Source organism: Priestia sp. FSL W8-0524, assembly GCF_038005965.1.
Taxonomy (GTDB): domain Bacteria; phylum Bacillota; class Bacilli; order Bacillales; family Bacillaceae_H; genus Priestia; species Priestia zanthoxyli.
The window spans coordinates 1892411-1908624 of the sequence record NZ_JBBOUG010000001.1; the positions used below are offsets into that span (position 1 = coordinate 1892411).

Genomic DNA, 16214 nt, shown 5'->3' on the forward strand with positions numbered 1-16214 from the left:
AGAATATTGTTGCTTTTAATGGTTTATCTATAGAAAACTTGATAATTTTTCTAAAATCGTTCTTTTGGAGTACATAATATATGCTATCATTGTTTGGTGAAAAAACTACATACCAAAAAAAGGAGAAAAAATGAAGAATTTAAGAAAAATCGGCCTAGGACTTGTAGCATCTTTGCTATCTATTAGTTTAGTAGCTTGTGGATCAACGAAAGAAGAACAAAAACAAGGATCTGCTAAGCAAGAGCAGAAACAAATGGGGAAAGAGCAGAAAAAACTCGAACAAAAACTCTCTAAATTAGAGAGTGAGTATGAAGAATATACAAAAGAAAAAGGATATATGGAATCTGATGATTATCTTGTTTTTGAAGCAGACTTTAACATACTAGCAAAGTCAATTGAAAGCAAGAATATTCTTCAGGGCGATGATGGTGAACTAGACAAACATGTAAAAGACTTAAAAACTGAGATAGACCATTTAAGTAATGATCAAGCAATAAAAGCTCAGAAGCGTTATGGTTCCGCAGTAGATGTGTACAAGGCTGCAATTGGTACTCATATGCATATTGTGTTAACTAAAGCGGATATTACTCAGCACTTTAATGCGGTGAACACTATTGAGTTAGACAAAGATTTTAATGCAGATAGCTACGATTATGAAAAAATTGATGCAGACGCAACTGAGGCTATTAAGTCTATACAAGGAATGCCTATGAAAAGAATAAAGCTTATTAAGGAAGAGTTGGAGAAATATAAAGCTAGCTTTAGTACTGAAGAATATAATCAATTGAATTCCGCAGTCACTAGCGTAACTTCGTCATTAAATAAACAAGTTGAAATGCTAGAAGTTCTACAAAAAGAAAGTGGTAAGGATAAATCAACTTTAGAAGAAAACACAAAAGCTGCTGAAACACAATTTTTAGATGCTAAAGAAAAAGTGTCTGCATTTGAATCTAAATATGATATCCAAATGTAAAATATATGCTTTAAATACAATTGTTTATTAAAATAAAAAGCCGTTTCTTAACCAAAGAAACGGCTTTTTATTATTTCTCTCTATTGATCTTTGGTGTACGTAAGAAGAGAGAGTAATAACGCAATTAGAGTCAATAGCGTCGCAAATAAGAATACATCGTTACTACCATATCTATAGTCGAAGTTGTTATTGCTTTAGCGAGGTGTTCCGTAGTTTGTTGCGTCATAATTGTAACAAGTATAGCAGTACCAATTGAACCTGCAACTTGACGAATTGTATTATTTAAAGCTGTACCGTGAGAAATTAAATGTTGAGGTAATTGGTTGATGCATTCAGTCACAATCGGCATCATAATTAATGCACCTGGCAATAATAGTAGATCTGATTGAAGCGGCGTAAAGCCTCGAATGCTTTATAGATAGATTGGCAGCGGTTTTGAAATTATTTAGGATGAAACATAAAAAATTATAATAAGATTTGTTGAAAATCAACTTGGGAATTATTGATGTAATTTTCTGAAACTTTTATTAGTGCTATAACGTATAGTAAGTATAGGGAATGTTAATTTAAATTCCTTTTTGCGGAAAAACGTTTAACATAAAGTCGAATCATCTGTTAGTTCTGTTTTGTTTAAAAGAATGTGGAGGGGATAGTTATTAAAAAACTTGCCATTTTACTTGTTGGAGGGCTTTTATCCTGCGGAGGATATATGCTGTATTACGCGACGCTAGGTGAACTAAAGAAGAAAGAGGGGATATTAAAATGACAATGTGGCTATGGGCAGGCGGATGTATAGTGTTTTTGTTAGCAATGGGTTACATTGCAGATCGTGTAGCAATAAGGAGAAACATTGAATTTAGTCCCGAGGATGGAATTAAAAATGCTACAGATGCAGAACAAATTTATGTGGAGAGCTATTTGAATGAAACAAAAAATACGAATAATAATATACCGCTTTAATAGAAATTATAAATAAAAGGTTTATCCGCTGCTACTTGCATTAGGGATAAGCCTTTTTGTTTTATACTTAGTTCCAAACTTCGTCTAAAGTATCTCTAAACAATTGATCTAATTCATATGTAGGGTCATCTAATTCTACAGATAAAGTTCTGACGTATTTGTCTAAACGGCCAATTTCTAAGTTTAAAAATTCATTAATAACATTGATGCGTGGTTCTAAATCTAGCTCATCACCACTAATTTTACGCTTTAACAGCTTACTAACCTCTTCTTTTAATTCTCCTTCTGGTAACAGTTTCTCTAAGAGAATAGGGAATTCTAGTGGAGGAAATTCATTATATTGTTCAACCCACTTAGCAGCTAACACGGGTCTTAAAACGTAAAAATATTTTTTGATTTTTACTTCGTCACCTTGTAAATACTCTCTAAAGTTATTTCTAGCCATATTTAAATAGTGGTATATACAAGAAGTAGGAGTAAAGATGTTAGAATGTAGTTTTTTCATTTTATCAAATGTTGAATACGCCTTGTAATATACAATGTTTGATTGCATCCATTCTAGTAAAGGTGGGTTTGATTTTCTAAAAAGTTTTAATGTCTTGGTTAAGTCCCAGCCGCTAACATCTAATAGGTCATTAATAGGTAGCTCTATTACATCTCGCTTTTTACCTACACCGATTGGGTCAATGCTTAAATATTTATTTTTCTTATGAATATAAATAAATCTAACATCATAATCGCTATCTTTAGATGGAAAGTCCCACGCTCTACTTCCAGATTCACAAGCGTATAATACCTTTACGTCGTAATCTTCTTCAATTTTCTTTAAAGCTGCAACAATTGTTTCTCTCATAACCCAACCTCATTTTCTTTTAATGCTTTTTATATACAAAAGCTATTACTATTTCTCCTATTATATTTCATAATGTATGGAAAATGGTAAATAAATAAAAAAAGCTTCCTTTAAGCCTCTAAAAATCTACGAAAATATAGAGAGTGAAAAACTATATCACTCAAAAAGCACTATATCCAATCCCTTTCTGCGGTAACAGGTTAGAAGCGTATACAGTTCTGCACGGTGATGGTATAAATGAGACTGAATTTCAAGCAGCCACTCAAAACATGTATACGTGCATCCCCAATAGGACGTTTGCAGTGAAAAAAGCTTTCGTTCGTCAAAAGAAGAGTAGGCCGCTTTTAGCTGATTGAAGCCATCTATTAAAGCTGTTTTGAGTTCAAGCTTTGTATAAGCTGGATGCTGCAGATAAAAGTCGTTCATTTTATCTGCAGAGTAGCCTGAGGAAATAGAATAGTCTGCACTACAAATGAGACATAAATGCTGCAGCAGCTCTTGAATAGACCGCTTGTGAGGGAGGGGACGATAAGCAAGCTCTTCTTCTGTAACCTCATCAATGATCGCGGTGAGAGACTGGACGTTGACGTGTATTTGATTAAACACCATCTCACAGTACGAATTCATGTATTCACATCCTTTTTATTCAACTAAATACTGCATTTTTTGATTCAGCCAGTACTCTGATTTTTCATTGTTATCGAGCTTGATATAGCAATCGATAATTTCATCATAAATGAATTCTTTTTCTTCTACTAAATCAATAAATTTAACGAGTAAAAATACGGCTTTCGAAACTTTTCCATTCTCACAAAGCCATTCTTTCATCCAGATTAATAGATCAAGAAGAATAATCTCTATTTTCACTCGGATATCAAGGAACCAGTCGTCATAAATCGTTGTTAAATAATGAGGAACTAATTGATGCAGGCGCTGTTCAGCCTCCTTGAATTTCAGAGACGGGTCAGACTGTTCGGTTATCCACTGAAGGTCAGTTAGTAAATCTAATCCATCGCTTGACACATCGGCATTTAAAGAAATGAGCTGCCTGTTAACAAGTAAAACCGGCTCTGAATTTTCTGCGTTCAATAATTTTTTTAAATGAGACAAGTAGACGCGTAAATTCTTTTTGGCGTTGCTTAAAGGCATTTCGGGCCACAGCGCTTCGCATAGCTGTTCCCTGCTGATAGAATGATGAAAAATAAGATATAGTAAAATTTCTTGAGCAAAGCGCTTATTCCAGCCTTCTGTAATAAGCTGACCATTTACATAGACGGAAAAAGAGTATAAGAAATCTACTTTAAGAGAGGGTGTGTGGGCATGGAATTCTTTTTGTATGTCTATAGCCGTATCACTTTCCCAGTTCTTAAGTATTTTCATAGGATCATTCTTTAAAGAAGGCAGCTGAGATGTATTACTTTTAATAAAATCTATGACAATTTCTCTGAATAAAGCTGTTTTTTCTTTTATTAGAAATAAAGAGTGTGCGTTAGGTATGGTCATATGACTGTAGTTTTTTAAAAACATCGTTTTTGAAATCAGATACTGAGATGAAAACAGCAAATCATGTTGGCCAGATAAAGTGAGTACAGGAAGTGAAATGCTGCTTAGCTCTTGAAATAGACTGGCTGTAATAGAAAGTTTAACGAAGCGGAAATATACATTGGGATCCATTTGTTTAAGTCTTTCAATAACCTCTTGTATGTTTGTATATTCCAGACTTTCCAGTTTGCCTAATTCAAGGATTTTATTTACCGGTATTTGATTTTTGCTTTCTTCGTTGTAACATCTCTTAATCTTTTGAATGGTGCTATCTGAATAAAAAGGAAGAGACAGTAGTATCAGTCCTTCAATAAGAAATTCATAGCGGGCGGTAAATTTAACAGCGATTTGTCCTCCAAATCCCACTCCAACTAAGTAACACTTCTTTATATGTAACGTATGTAATAAGAGAAAAAGATCTTCAATATGAGCCTCAAACGATAATTCTCCTGTAGCAGAGGCGCTCTTTCCTGTCTCTCTCAAATCGTAATGAATAACACGGTAATGTTGGGTTAATTCCGCAGTAATAGAATCAAAAAGCGTATGATCAGTGACACAAGAATGAACCATAACAACGGTTTCTGTCTTGTCAGTGAACACGGGCGAATGAATTTCATAGTAAATTTTTTCTGTCGCCGTATGCAGAAAAGGCATAAAAGCAATCCTCCTAGTGTCTAACTGTAGCGTTTGTGTAACGGTAAAATCATTATGATAGGAATAGACAAAAATTTCAAAAAAATTGGTTCTTTTTAGCAAATATAAAATGTCTAATGTTCTAGTAATATCCATTATACTGTAAAACCATAGTGAAAAATAAGGGAGAATGCCCAAAAACAGAAAAAAGAAAACGTTCTCAATTCCCGGAAAAGAAGAAAGGAAGCGAATTATGAATTTTAAAGACGAAAATGCGTTAGACTTAGAATGGGTTATGCTCATAATGGAAGCAAAAGAAACAGGTATAAGCATTGAGGAAATTAGACAATTTTTACAAAGTATTAGTTCAAGTTCTTAGCCGATACATCAGTAAGGAAATAAAGAATTCGTTACGCATAGCTAACCTTTATAGCGGGTCTCAAGCTATGTCCACTAGATGTATAATTATCCCTTTACAGTAAGAACGTTTATTTATAATGCACGATAAAGTGAAATTATGGTATTATTATCGATAAGTAAGCATTAGTAAGGGTGATTATAATGACAATTGGTCAACGTATTCGAGATCTTAGAATGAAACAGGGAATATCGCTAACAGAACTTGCAAACCGAGCGGGTGTTGCTAAATCGTACATATCTTCAGTAGAAAGAGGAATTCAGCTCAACCCATCTATTCAATTTCTAAACAAAATTTCTACCTCATTGAACGTGAGTATTGATAGATTGATTCATGAGCCTATGGATAAGTCTGAATCGTTGGATATTGATAATGAGTGGCTTGAGTTAGCAAAAGAAGCAGCGGAGTCAGGAATAAGCAAAGAGCAGTTTAAACAATTTCTTGAATTTCAAAAATGGCAGCGGGCAAAGCAAGATTAACTTCGCGGAATATACATAAAAGAGAACTTACATAGCACAACTGCTAAAAAATCATGATTGCAAAAAAGAGATTCCATTTATCTATGGAATCTCTTTTTTGTTGACTTAAGAAGAAATAAAATGAGACGGGAATTCTTTTTCTCGCTGAAACTGAATACGTTCAAGAGTTATTAATCTTGGCTTTCTTTTCTGTTCAAACTGTCTCAATGTTTCTGAAATCTCTTTGTTTTGATAAAAAACTTGATGCAGTAAGTCAGACAGTAAGTCAGCATCTTTTAATGACTCGTTTAATCCAAAAGCGCCAGTAGGAGTCATCGTATGAGCAGCATCACCTAACAAGAGCAGGTGATGTTTTGACCACACTTCGCTTATGCTGCTTTGCACAGAAAGAAGCGTAAAGTCTGACCACGACTTAATAAACCTTTCAATTGAAAGGTTTAAGCTAGGGAAAGCCTCTATTAAACGCTGAATAAACGGTTTAAACGATTGTTTTCGAAGAGCAGGATAGCTGTCTTTTTCAATATTCCATCCGATTTGAACAAAGCCTTTTGCTTGAGAAAAAAGCGCTACCTGCTGCTGCTTCACAAGCGCAAATTTAATAGAAGGCTCCCAGTTGGCAGGTGCAGGAATTTTCGCCCAAAGCAAATCGTATCCATGATTATGAATATTGTTTTTTATGTGCGCAAGTTTGCGAACAGTTGAATATCGACCATCTGCTCCAATAATGATTTTACTTTCAACTATTGTTTCACCCCGGCCTTTTTGCTGAGCTTTTATTCCAGTATATTGTCCTTTTTCATTTTGCGTTAGCTCCGTTACTTTTGTGCCCAGCATAAGTTTGTAGGAGGGATGGCTGCTTGCTCGGCTATCTATAGACTGAAGAAGATGCTGCTGTGGAACATGAATTCCTGCATGTCCAAGTTCAGATTCTATCGTTTTGAATACATGTCCATCTTTCCAGTATTCGACCCTAGACATTCGAAGGAGGCCTAAGCTTTCAATTTCTTCAAATATATGATGTTTTTTAAGAATCATTTCTCCATCTTCATTTAAATGTTCGCCTCGAAATTCTTTTCCAAGCTTATCAGATCTCTCTATCAGTATAGTTGATATATTTTGTTTAGCCAGTAGATAGGCTAGTAGAGCACCGCCTGGTCCGGCTCCTATTATACACACATCTGTTTGATAGTTCATTTTCTTCACCTTGTTTGTTATATGCAATTAAGTTACTTTTAGTAAGTATATTAACTTTTATAAATGTTAATGTCAACTTTTTTATAGCTTTTCTTCTATGGAATTCGTTCTTTGGTCGAAACACAAATAAGGTTTTACATAAACAAAGTCAAAGATTAAGTTTTATGGTAAACTAAAATATACAAATTATTTTGAATAATTTGTATAAAAAGGTGAAATTTAAACATTGTTGAGAAAAAGCACGGTTGGAAAGCTGCAGGATTTTTAGCAAGAAGAGTAGAGAACGTCTCTGAAAATTCTAGCAAACTCCAATTTCGACTGGAGGATGATTATGACAAAAGTAGAACATTATATTCAAACATTGGGTAACAGTGCAGATTTGCTAACGAAAAAGCAGACAAGCATTTACTTCGAAAAACTTTCAAACACCTTTCCTTTTTTAACAATCATGCAAATTAATTGGAGAAAAGTATTAATTAAAAAGTCCGCCCGGCATATTGAAGAAATCAAAAAATGGCTTCAAGAGATGAATATAAAAGAACATCAGGTTGTTTTATTTTGGAAACGAGCAACTAAAGCCGTAAGCGTCGATTTAGCTCAGGCTCTAACGTTTTTCCAACAAACAGCTGAACTTACAGAAGAAGCGTTTATTTACTGTCCGTCTGTTGACTATGTCATTGAATATTTTAAAGACGGTAAAATGATGATTGGTTTAGCAGCACGTTAATTAAAAGGGAAAAAAGCTGAGGGAAGAGGGGGAATGAGAACTTCTTCACTCGGCTTTTTATGCATATAAACTCTAAAAAATACGAAACATAACGTTATTTACAACATAAATTACCTTCTCTTTATAATTAGTGGGAAAAGTATTGACATTTTCCATAAAACAAATATAATTAACATTAATCATATTGTTAATTGTAAAAAGAGTGATCAGGAGAAATGCTGAATGTCGAACAAAAAAGCAATGACGAATCAAATGAAAAAAGAATACCCTAAACCCTATGGCTATACGTCAGATATTGCTGTATTTACGATTGTGACGGAAGAAAAAGAACCATACAAACCACCTAAAATGAATTTAAAATTAATGCTTATCCAGCGAGCAATGCTAAACGCGGAGGGAGAAAAGAACAGCGAAGCAGGAAAGTGGGCGCTTCCCGGCGGATTTGTCCATCCTGATGAATCAGCTTTTGAAGCGGCTAAAAGAGAGCTCGAAGAAGAAACGGGCGTGAACGATATCCATTTAAAACACTATGGTGTCTATGATGAGCCCGGAAGAGACGATAGGGGATGGGTCATCACAAACGCACATTATGCAATTGTCCCAGAAGATAGTCTAATAAAACGAAAAGCGAATGATGATGCTGCTCGAGTTGAATTATTTAAAATAGATGAAATCTTTTCATTGCCTTTAGCTTTTGATCATGAAATCATCATTCGAGATGCAATCAAGGAAATTAAGAAAGATTTATTGCAAACGACTATTGCTCAGAAGTTTCTGCCTTCTCAGTTTACATACTCTGAACTGCAGGCTGTGCTGCTTACCGTAACAGATGATGCGGCAATTAAAAGTGATCAGGCGTTTGCACGAAAAATAAGAATGCTGCCATTCATTGAAGAAGTAGACGGAAAAACAACGACGAGAACGTCTAAAAAGCCAACAAAGCTCTACCGGTTTGTTGAGATGAATGTGATGAAGCCAATCTATACAGCACGCTATTAAAAGAAAAAACTTTCAATTCAAATAATTAACAATATGTTAACTGTTAATTTTTATTTATGAGGGGGAAACATAATGAAAAAAGCACTGATTAACATTGATTATACCAATGATTTTGTAGCTGAAAACGGGGCTTTGACATGCGGAGAACCAGGGCGACACATTGAAACATCCATAAGCGATATCACGCGTCAATTTATTGAGCAAGGCGAGTATGTCGTCTTTGCTATTGATTTTCATAAAGAAAATGATTCCTTGCATCCAGAATCAGCGCTGTTTCCGCCTCATAATATTGAAGGTTCTGCAGGCAGGAAGCTATACGGAAAGTTAAATGATTTATATAATGTGTATCAATCAAAGGCAAATGTAGAATGGATAAATAAAACGAGATACAGCGCATTTGCTGGAACAGATCTGGAGATTAAACTGCGAGAAAGACAGATTACCGATGTCTACTTAGCAGGTGTATGTACGGATATCTGTGTACTTCATACAGCAGTAGATGCTTATAATAAAGGATTTGCTATTTATATTTATGAAAAAGCCGTAGCGAGCTTTAATCAAAAAGGCCATGAGTGGGCGCTCGAACACTTTAAATCTTGCCTCGGAGCAGAAATTATTTAAGGACATAAAAGTGGAGGAAATCAATGAATATGTTTACAGATGACAGCGTAATGTTACACACCGATTTATATCAAATTAATATGGGAGAAACGTATTGGGAAGATAACATTCATCAAAAGAAGGCTGTTTTTGAAGTTTTTTTCCGCAAACTTCCTTTTGGAAATGGGTATGCTGTTTTTGCTGGATTAGAAAGAATTATTGAATATATTAAAGCATTTAAATTTAGCGAATCTGATTTAACGTACTTGCACGAAGAATTAGGTTTTAAAGAAGATTATTTAGCTTACTTAAAAGACCTTACATTCACTGGGACAATTCGATGTATGCGTGAAGGTGAGCTTGTGTTTCATAATGAACCAATTTTACGTGTAGAGGCACCGTTAATTGAAGCTCAGCTTGTAGAAACAGCGATATTAAATATTGTGAATTACCAAACGCTGATTGCAACAAAAGCAGCCCGAATCAAACATGTAGTAGGAGATCAAGTGGCAATGGAGTTTGGAACGCGACGCGCTCAAGAAATGGATGCTGCTATTTGGGGAACAAGAGCAGCCTATATTGGCGGATTTGGTGCTACTTCTAACGTGCGTGCAGGAAAGAAATTTGGAATTCCAGTTGCAGGAACGCATGCCCATGCAATGGTGCAAGCTTATAAAGATGAATATATTGCATTTCATAAATACGCTCGTCGCCATAAAAACTGTGTGTTTCTAGTTGATACGTACGACACCTTAAAATCAGGAGTTCCCAATGCGATTAAAGTAGCAAAAGAATTAGGAGACAAAATTAATTTTACGGCGATTCGTTTAGACAGCGGCGATTTAACTTATTTGTCTAAAAAAGCTCGTCAAATGTTGGATGAAGCAGGGTTTACAGAGACAAAAATTGTTGCTTCCAACGATTTAGATGAAGATACGATTATGCATTTAAAGTCGCAAGGTGCACAGATAGATATGTGGGGAATTGGTACGAAGCTCATTACTGCATATGATCAGCCAGCGCTTGGAGCAGTGTATAAACTCGTCTCTATTGAAGGAGAAAATGGCGAGATGATGGATACGATTAAAATTAGTGCGAATCCTGAAAAAGTCAGTACACCAGGGTTAAAGCGGGTATATCGTATTATTAATAATTTGAATGGGAAATCTGAAGGGGATTATATTACGATGGAAGACGAAGACCCTCAAAGCGAAGAGCGTTTAAAAATGTTCCACCCTGTTCATACGTTTATCAGTAAATTCGTCACAAATTTTGAGGCAAAAGAACTTCATCATGATATCTTTGTAAACGGAAAGCTTGTGTATGAAACAGAAGAACTTCAAGAAATTCAGCAGTACGTAAAAGATAATTTAGATCTGCTTTGGGATGAATATAAGCGCACGCGCAATCCAGAAGAATATCCAGTAGATTTAAGCGAAAAGTGTTGGGAAAATAAAACGCGTCAAATTGCGTACGTAAAACAAAAAGTAGCGGAAGCCCTAAATAAAAAATAGTAGGGAGCTGGAGACATGTCAGATACGCTTGCTTATTTTCAACAGCTAAACCCTGATAAGAAAATAGATACGCTTTTAGAAAAAGGAGCGAAAATTGGGATTTATGGTTCATCTTTTGATCCGGTTACCAACGTTCATCTTTGGACGGCATCAACGGTTGCGCATCGAAAGAAGTTAGATGCTATTATCTTCTTGCCTTCATCGCACAAACGGACAGATAAAAAGCTCCAAACGTCCGATGAACACCGTGTAAATATGGTTAGCTTAGCGATTAAAGACAACCCGAAATTTTTGCTCGATACGTATGAGCTAGACGTATTGCCCGGCTATCATTACACATACTACACTATGGAGCACTTTAAAAAATTGCTCCCACACGCTGACTTATTTTTTATTATGGGAGCCGACTTACTGCAAGATATTGGTGAGGGCAAGTGGAAGAAAGCAGATGAACTTATTAGTGAAAACCAGTTTATCATCATGGCAAGAGAGGGAATAGACATGTTGAAAGCTATTAGTCATTCTCCTTTGCTTCGAAATTATGACGACGGCCGGTTTCAGCTTCTTGATAAGGGGCTAGCAATGGAAATCAGCTCTACTTATATTCGTCAAGAATTTGCCAGGGGCGGAGAACCACGATATTTAATGCCTGATCTCTGTTATTTTTATAGTAAAAAACATGGATTGTATCAGTAAGAAATCTACATATAATGGAAGGAGAGCATGTATCATGTCAGACATGCAAGAAAAAATAAGAAAAGAGCTACATGTGAAATCTGAAATTGATCCAGCACAAGAAATTCGTGCCCGTGTTGATTTTTTGAAAAACTACCTAAAGTCAGCAAATGCAAAAGGCTTTGTATTAGGTATAAGCGGAGGGCAGGACTCTAGTTTAGCTGGACGATTAGCGCAGATTGCTGTAGACGAATTGCGCAAAGAAGAATATGAAGCAAAATTTGTAGCCGTTCGCTTGCCTCATGGCACGCAGCATGATGAAGCGGATGCGAAGGCGTCACTAGAATTTATTAAACCTAATGAAACATATACATTTAATATTAAAAACACGGTGGAAGCATTTGAAAGTTCGTTTACAGGTGCTACAGATATAGCGCTGTCTGATTTTCATAAAGGAAATGTCAAAGCACGTACGCGTATGATTGTACAGTATGCAATCGGAGGAGAAAACGGCCTTTTAGTTATCGGAACCGATCATGCAGCAGAAGCAGTAACAGGCTTTTTTACAAAATACGGAGATGGCGGAGCAGACGTGCTGCCTCTAACGGGATTAACAAAACGTCAAGGGAAAGCATTGCTAAAAGAATTAGGTGCAGATAAACGATTGTACGAAAAAGTACCAACAGCTGACTTATTAGATAATAGTCCTGGTCAATCTGATGAAACGGAACTAGGAATTTCTTATGATGAACTAGACGATTATTTGGAAGGAAAAGAAGTATCACAAGAAGCCGCTGAAAAAATTGAACAGCGCTATCGTATTACTGAACATAAGCGTCAGTTACCGGCTAGCATGTTTGATGAATGGTGGAAATGAGAGAAATGCCCATATTAGAGATCTAATATGGGCATTATTTTGACTGATTTCTTTCATAAAACAAAAAAGTGGCGGAAAAAGTGTAATTTAACAAATTGTTTTCTCATACACACTTTGTTATTCTTACGCACTTTGGTATAATGAAGTGCTTTTAATATTATTGAGGAGGAACATTTTTTATGGCAGTTGAAGTAGGTAGCAAGGTACAAGGGAAAGTAACAGGTATTACTAATTTTGGAGCATTTGTAGAATTACCTGGAGGTCAAACTGGGCTTGTACATATTAGTGAGGTAGCTGACAGCTATGTAAAAGACATTAATGACCATCTTAAAGTTGGTCAAGAAATTGAAGTGAAAGTCGTTAATGAGAAAGACGGAAAAATTGGATTATCGATTAAAAAAGCGATAGATAAACCGGAAAGACCCTCATCTTCTTATTCACAACGCCCGCCACGTCAGGCAAGAAATAATGATAATCGTTCTAAAAGCAACTTCCAACCAAAGGAAAACTTCGAACAAAAAATGGCGCGTTTCTTAAAAGATAGTGAAGATAATTTATCTACACTAAAACGCAGCACTGAATCAAAACGAGGTGGCAGAGGCGGAAGACGCGGATAAATCCCTTTCACTCTAACTACTTTATTATATAGTCGAAGCAAGCCAGTAAAAATTGGCTTGCTTCTTTTTTGTGATAGCTTAAGTACATACGCTAGAAGAGTAAAGAGAAGGTTAAGCATTTACTTAGTTGTAAAGTAGATGCCAATCGTGACAAGCGATGAAAGAAGATCAAGGATGAGTAGGATGAAATTTAAATCTATCATAATCATACCTCCCTTTTTGCGAGCGTTGACGTTAGTATCTGCACGAACTACTTTTATTATTCGTAATTTTTAAAAATTTCATTTAATTAAGTGCAATATTTTATATTAAATTAAACTATGTTCTAAATAATAATTTATAAAATAAAAAACGCTTATAAGAACAATTTTCTTAAAATAATAAAAAAACCTTATAAGTAAACGAAGAGAAAGTAGGAATGAGTCCCTCATCGAAATAGCTAAATTAACAGAAAATCGCCAGTATTCTTGTATATTCATCTAATTCCTTCATAATTTTAGGAATAAAAAAGTGCTGAAAAAGCAAAGAACAGACAAAATTCTTCCTTTTTTGAGCAGTAGTGCTCAGTTTGGAGAAATATATAAAATGATTCCATAGACTCAAGGATTTTATAGTAATATATAGAACTTCCATACTATTCTAGTTTTTAGCTCATTAGCTAAGTAAAAGATGCGTATGTTTTGGGGATGAAGACATACATAGTCGTACGAATTATAGAGAGAAATGGAGAGGGAAAAACGATGAAAAAAGTATCAATTCGGGCTGTATTGAGTACAGTAGCATTTTCGGTTGCTTTATCTTCTTTTGCAATGGGAGCATCGGCTAACGGGAATTCAAAGCCGGCGCTGGAACCGTCACTAGTTAAAATTCAAGGAGACTATAACTTAAAATCGGCTAAAAAAGTAAAAGTTATTGTGGAGTTAAATGAAGAGTCTGTAGCGGAAGCAAAGAAAAAAGGAGTAGCGCAAAGTAAAGGAAAGATTAAAAAAGCGCGTGACGAAGTGAAAAAAGAGCTTTCAAAAGCTTCTAAAACTTCAAAAGTAAAGCGAGAATACGACCAAGTGTTTTCCGGGTTTTCAGCGGAACTTCCAGCTAATGACCTTGAAAAAGTAGCAAGTTTACCCGGAGTAAAAGCTATTTATCCAAGCGTTGAATATCATACAACAGAAGTGAAATCGAAAGAAGTGAGCGCCGAAGAATACGGTTCTGAAATGGATAAAAGCATTTACTACGTGGGAGCAGATCAAGCGTGGAAATCAGGATATACAGGTAAAAATATGACCGTAGCTGTTATCGATACAGGCGTTGATTACGACCACCCGGATTTAAAATCGGCGTTTGAGAAATATAAAGGATGGGATTTTGTTGATGATGACAAAGACCCTCAAGAAACGCCGGCTGGAGATCCAAAAGGCGAAGCGACAACGCACGGTACGCACGTAGCGGGAACAATTGCAGCGGACGGAAAAATTAAAGGGATAGCTCCTGATGCTCATTTACTTGCGTATCGTGTACTAGGTCCAGGAGGAACGGGTTCAACAGAAGACGTGATTGCCGGTATTGAACGTGCGGTAGAAGACGGGGCGGATGTAATGAACCTGTCGCTTGGAGATACGATTAATAATCCGGACTTGGCAACGAGTATTGCATTAGATTGGGCAATGGAAGAAGGAGTAGTAGCCGTTACATCAAATGGAAACAGTGGACCAGCTAACTGGACAGTAGGCTCTCCGGGAACGTCTCGTGAAGCTATTTCAGTTGGTGCGACTCAGCTTCCTTATAATTTGTATAAAACGACATTAACCGTAGATAACGCAAGCTATGCTTCAGCTGAAGTAATGGGCTTTCCAAACGACAAGGCGTTACTGGATGCAAGCGGTAAAAATTATGAATTTGTACCTGTCGGACTTGGAAAACCAGAAGACTTTGAAGGAAAGGATGTAAAAGGAAAAGTAGCGGTTATTTCCCGCGGTGACATTGCATTTGTAGATAAAGTTGACAATGCGAAAAAAGCCGGCGCTGTTGCAACAGTCATTTACAATAACGTAGAAGGAACAATTCCTGATATTCCAGGTACATCTCTGCCGAGTATTCGCCTATCGAAAGCCGATGGACAAGCTTTGATATCTTCTTTAGCAAAAGGATCCGTCACAGGCTCTTTTACTGCAACCTTTAATCAGACAGTCGATGAAACAATGGCTGACTTTTCATCTCGCGGACCGGTTGTGGATACGTGGATGATTAAGCCGGACATTTCGGCACCGGGAGTCGATATTATCAGTACAGTGCCAACCAATGATCCAAGCAATCCTCATGGATATGGATCAAAACAAGGCACAAGTATGGCCGCACCGCACGTAGCAGGAGCAGCAGCGTTAATTTTACAGGCGCATCCCAATTATAAAGTAGAAGACGTAAAAGCATCTTTAATGAACACAACGGAACTGCTTCGTGACCGCAACGGGCTCATTTACCCTCATAATACGCAAGGTGCAGGAAGCATGCGCGTAGTAGATGCAATTAAAGCAAAAACGCTTATTACCCCAGGAAGTCACTCGTACGGCGTCTTTTATAAAGATAAAGGGAAACAAGTAGAAAAACAAAGCTTTAAGATTAAAAATCTATCAAATCACAGTCAAAAATACTCGGTCAAAGTGAAATTTAAGAAAAGCCATCAAGCAATTGACGTTAAATCAACAAACGATTTAGTTGTTAATGCAGGAAAAACGCAAAAAGTAAATCTCAATGTAAAAGTAGATGCAGGGAAATTATCTCCTGGCTATTACGAAGGCACAATTACGGTAAGTAACAATAAAGAAACGTACGATGTTCCAACGATCTTATTTGTAAAAGAGCCGGATTATCCTCGCGTTACTTCTGCGTATGTAGATGTACTAGGAAATGGCTCGTTTGAATACGGCAGTTATTTACCAGGAGGAGCAGAGAAGCTTAGCTATTACATTTACGATGCAACGCTAGAAAAAGGGGAATTGTTAAGTTCGTATACGAATGTAGGAAAAGGATTCTCTAGCGCAACGTGGGACGGAAAAATTAATGGTGAAGCTCTTCCAGCGGGAACGTATTATTTATACGCAGAAGCAGTAAAAGCAGGTCAGACGACCGGTTCTTTAGGAGAATTTGAAATTCAATAAA

Annotated in this window: 16 protein-coding genes and 1 pseudogene; 12 read left to right on the forward strand and 5 right to left on the reverse strand. The window is 36.3% G+C overall.

Features of this window, described 5'->3' with window-relative positions:
• Positions 1–130: 130 nt before the first annotated feature.
• On the forward strand, positions 131–973 hold the full coding sequence (locus NST66_RS09490) for a hypothetical protein (RefSeq protein WP_098626818.1): 843 nt from the start codon (positions 131–133) through the stop codon (positions 971–973).
• 196 nt (positions 974–1169) lie between these two features.
• Here NST66_RS09490 and NST66_RS09495 read toward each other — a convergent pair.
• Positions 1170–1403, reverse strand: a pseudogene (locus tag NST66_RS09495) (hypothetical protein); the annotation flags it as partial.
• 332 nt (positions 1404–1735) lie between these two features.
• On the opposite strand from NST66_RS09495, the gene NST66_RS09500 reads away from it, so the two are divergent.
• The gene (locus tag NST66_RS09500) at positions 1736–1933 is read left to right on the forward strand and encodes a hypothetical protein (protein ID WP_045290429.1); all 198 of its coding nucleotides are present in this window, start codon (positions 1736–1738) and stop codon (positions 1931–1933) included.
• A gap of 67 nt (positions 1934–2000) precedes the next feature.
• Here the strand turns inward: NST66_RS09500 and NST66_RS09505 are convergent, their stop codons facing one another.
• The 3 genes from NST66_RS09505 to NST66_RS09515 form a co-directional block, all read right to left on the reverse strand.
• The gene (locus tag NST66_RS09505; protein WP_154991391.1) at positions 2001–2786 is read right to left on the reverse strand and encodes a nucleotidyltransferase domain-containing protein; all 786 of its coding nucleotides are present in this window, start codon (positions 2784–2786) and stop codon (positions 2001–2003) included.
• A 156-nt stretch (positions 2787–2942) separates the two neighbouring features.
• Positions 2943–3413 (reverse strand): DinB family protein, encoded by a 471-nt coding sequence (locus tag NST66_RS09510; RefSeq protein ID WP_034265804.1) that lies wholly within the window; start codon positions 3411–3413, stop codon positions 2943–2945.
• A 15-nt stretch (positions 3414–3428) separates the two neighbouring features.
• Positions 3429–4982 carry an alpha/beta hydrolase gene (locus NST66_RS09515; RefSeq protein ID WP_154988883.1) on the reverse strand — a complete coding sequence of 518 codons (1554 nt, stop codon included), beginning with the start codon at positions 4980–4982 and terminating at the stop codon, positions 3429–3431.
• Positions 4983–5214: 232 nt separating this feature from the next.
• Here NST66_RS09515 and NST66_RS09520 point away from each other — a divergent pair, with 232 nt between their 5' ends.
• The gene (locus NST66_RS09520) at positions 5215–5340 is read left to right on the forward strand and encodes an anti-repressor SinI family protein (protein ID WP_154991390.1); all 126 of its coding nucleotides are present in this window, start codon (positions 5215–5217) and stop codon (positions 5338–5340) included.
• A 182-nt stretch (positions 5341–5522) separates the two neighbouring features.
• Complete coding sequence (locus NST66_RS09525; RefSeq protein ID WP_033578883.1) at positions 5523–5858, forward strand: helix-turn-helix domain-containing protein; 336 nt, start codon at positions 5523–5525, stop codon at positions 5856–5858.
• Positions 5859–5963: 105 nt separating this feature from the next.
• Here NST66_RS09525 and NST66_RS09530 read toward each other — a convergent pair whose 3' ends face one another.
• Positions 5964–7052 (reverse strand): FAD-dependent monooxygenase, encoded by a 1089-nt coding sequence (locus NST66_RS09530; protein WP_328158816.1) that lies wholly within the window; start codon positions 7050–7052, stop codon positions 5964–5966.
• A 331-nt stretch (positions 7053–7383) separates the two neighbouring features.
• On the opposite strand from NST66_RS09530, the gene NST66_RS09535 reads away from it, so the two are divergent.
• The 8 genes from NST66_RS09535 to NST66_RS09570 all read left to right on the forward strand — a co-directional run bounded on the left by NST66_RS09535 (position 7384) and on the right by NST66_RS09570 (position 16213).
• A complete protein-coding gene (locus NST66_RS09535) occupies positions 7384–7779 on the forward strand; it encodes a CDI toxin immunity protein (protein WP_098627173.1) in 396 nt (131 codons plus the stop codon).
• A 222-nt stretch (positions 7780–8001) separates the two neighbouring features.
• A complete protein-coding gene (locus NST66_RS09540) occupies positions 8002–8778 on the forward strand; it encodes an NUDIX domain-containing protein (protein ID WP_028413475.1) in 777 nt (258 codons plus the stop codon).
• A 72-nt stretch (positions 8779–8850) separates the two neighbouring features.
• Positions 8851–9399: a cysteine hydrolase family protein gene (locus tag NST66_RS09545; RefSeq protein ID WP_063248064.1), complete on the forward strand. Its 549-nt coding sequence runs from the start codon at positions 8851–8853 to the stop codon at positions 9397–9399.
• A 23-nt stretch (positions 9400–9422) separates the two neighbouring features.
• Entirely contained in the window at positions 9423–10892 is a 1470-nt protein-coding gene (locus NST66_RS09550) for a nicotinate phosphoribosyltransferase (protein WP_099330944.1), read from the forward strand.
• 15 nt (positions 10893–10907) lie between these two features.
• The gene (gene nadD, locus NST66_RS09555) at positions 10908–11588 is read left to right on the forward strand and encodes a nicotinate (nicotinamide) nucleotide adenylyltransferase (RefSeq protein WP_098627175.1); all 681 of its coding nucleotides are present in this window, start codon (positions 10908–10910) and stop codon (positions 11586–11588) included.
• A 34-nt stretch (positions 11589–11622) separates the two neighbouring features.
• Positions 11623–12444, forward strand: coding sequence for an ammonia-dependent NAD(+) synthetase (gene nadE, locus NST66_RS09560; RefSeq protein WP_014460241.1), 822 nt, complete (start codon positions 11623–11625; stop codon positions 12442–12444).
• A gap of 179 nt (positions 12445–12623) precedes the next feature.
• Positions 12624–13061 carry a S1 domain-containing RNA-binding protein gene (locus NST66_RS09565; protein WP_013056909.1) on the forward strand — a complete coding sequence of 146 codons (438 nt, stop codon included), beginning with the start codon at positions 12624–12626 and terminating at the stop codon, positions 13059–13061.
• A gap of 740 nt (positions 13062–13801) precedes the next feature.
• Entirely contained in the window at positions 13802–16213 is a 2412-nt protein-coding gene (locus tag NST66_RS09570; protein WP_098627176.1) for a S8 family serine peptidase, read from the forward strand.
• Position 16214: the final 1 nt, after the last annotated feature.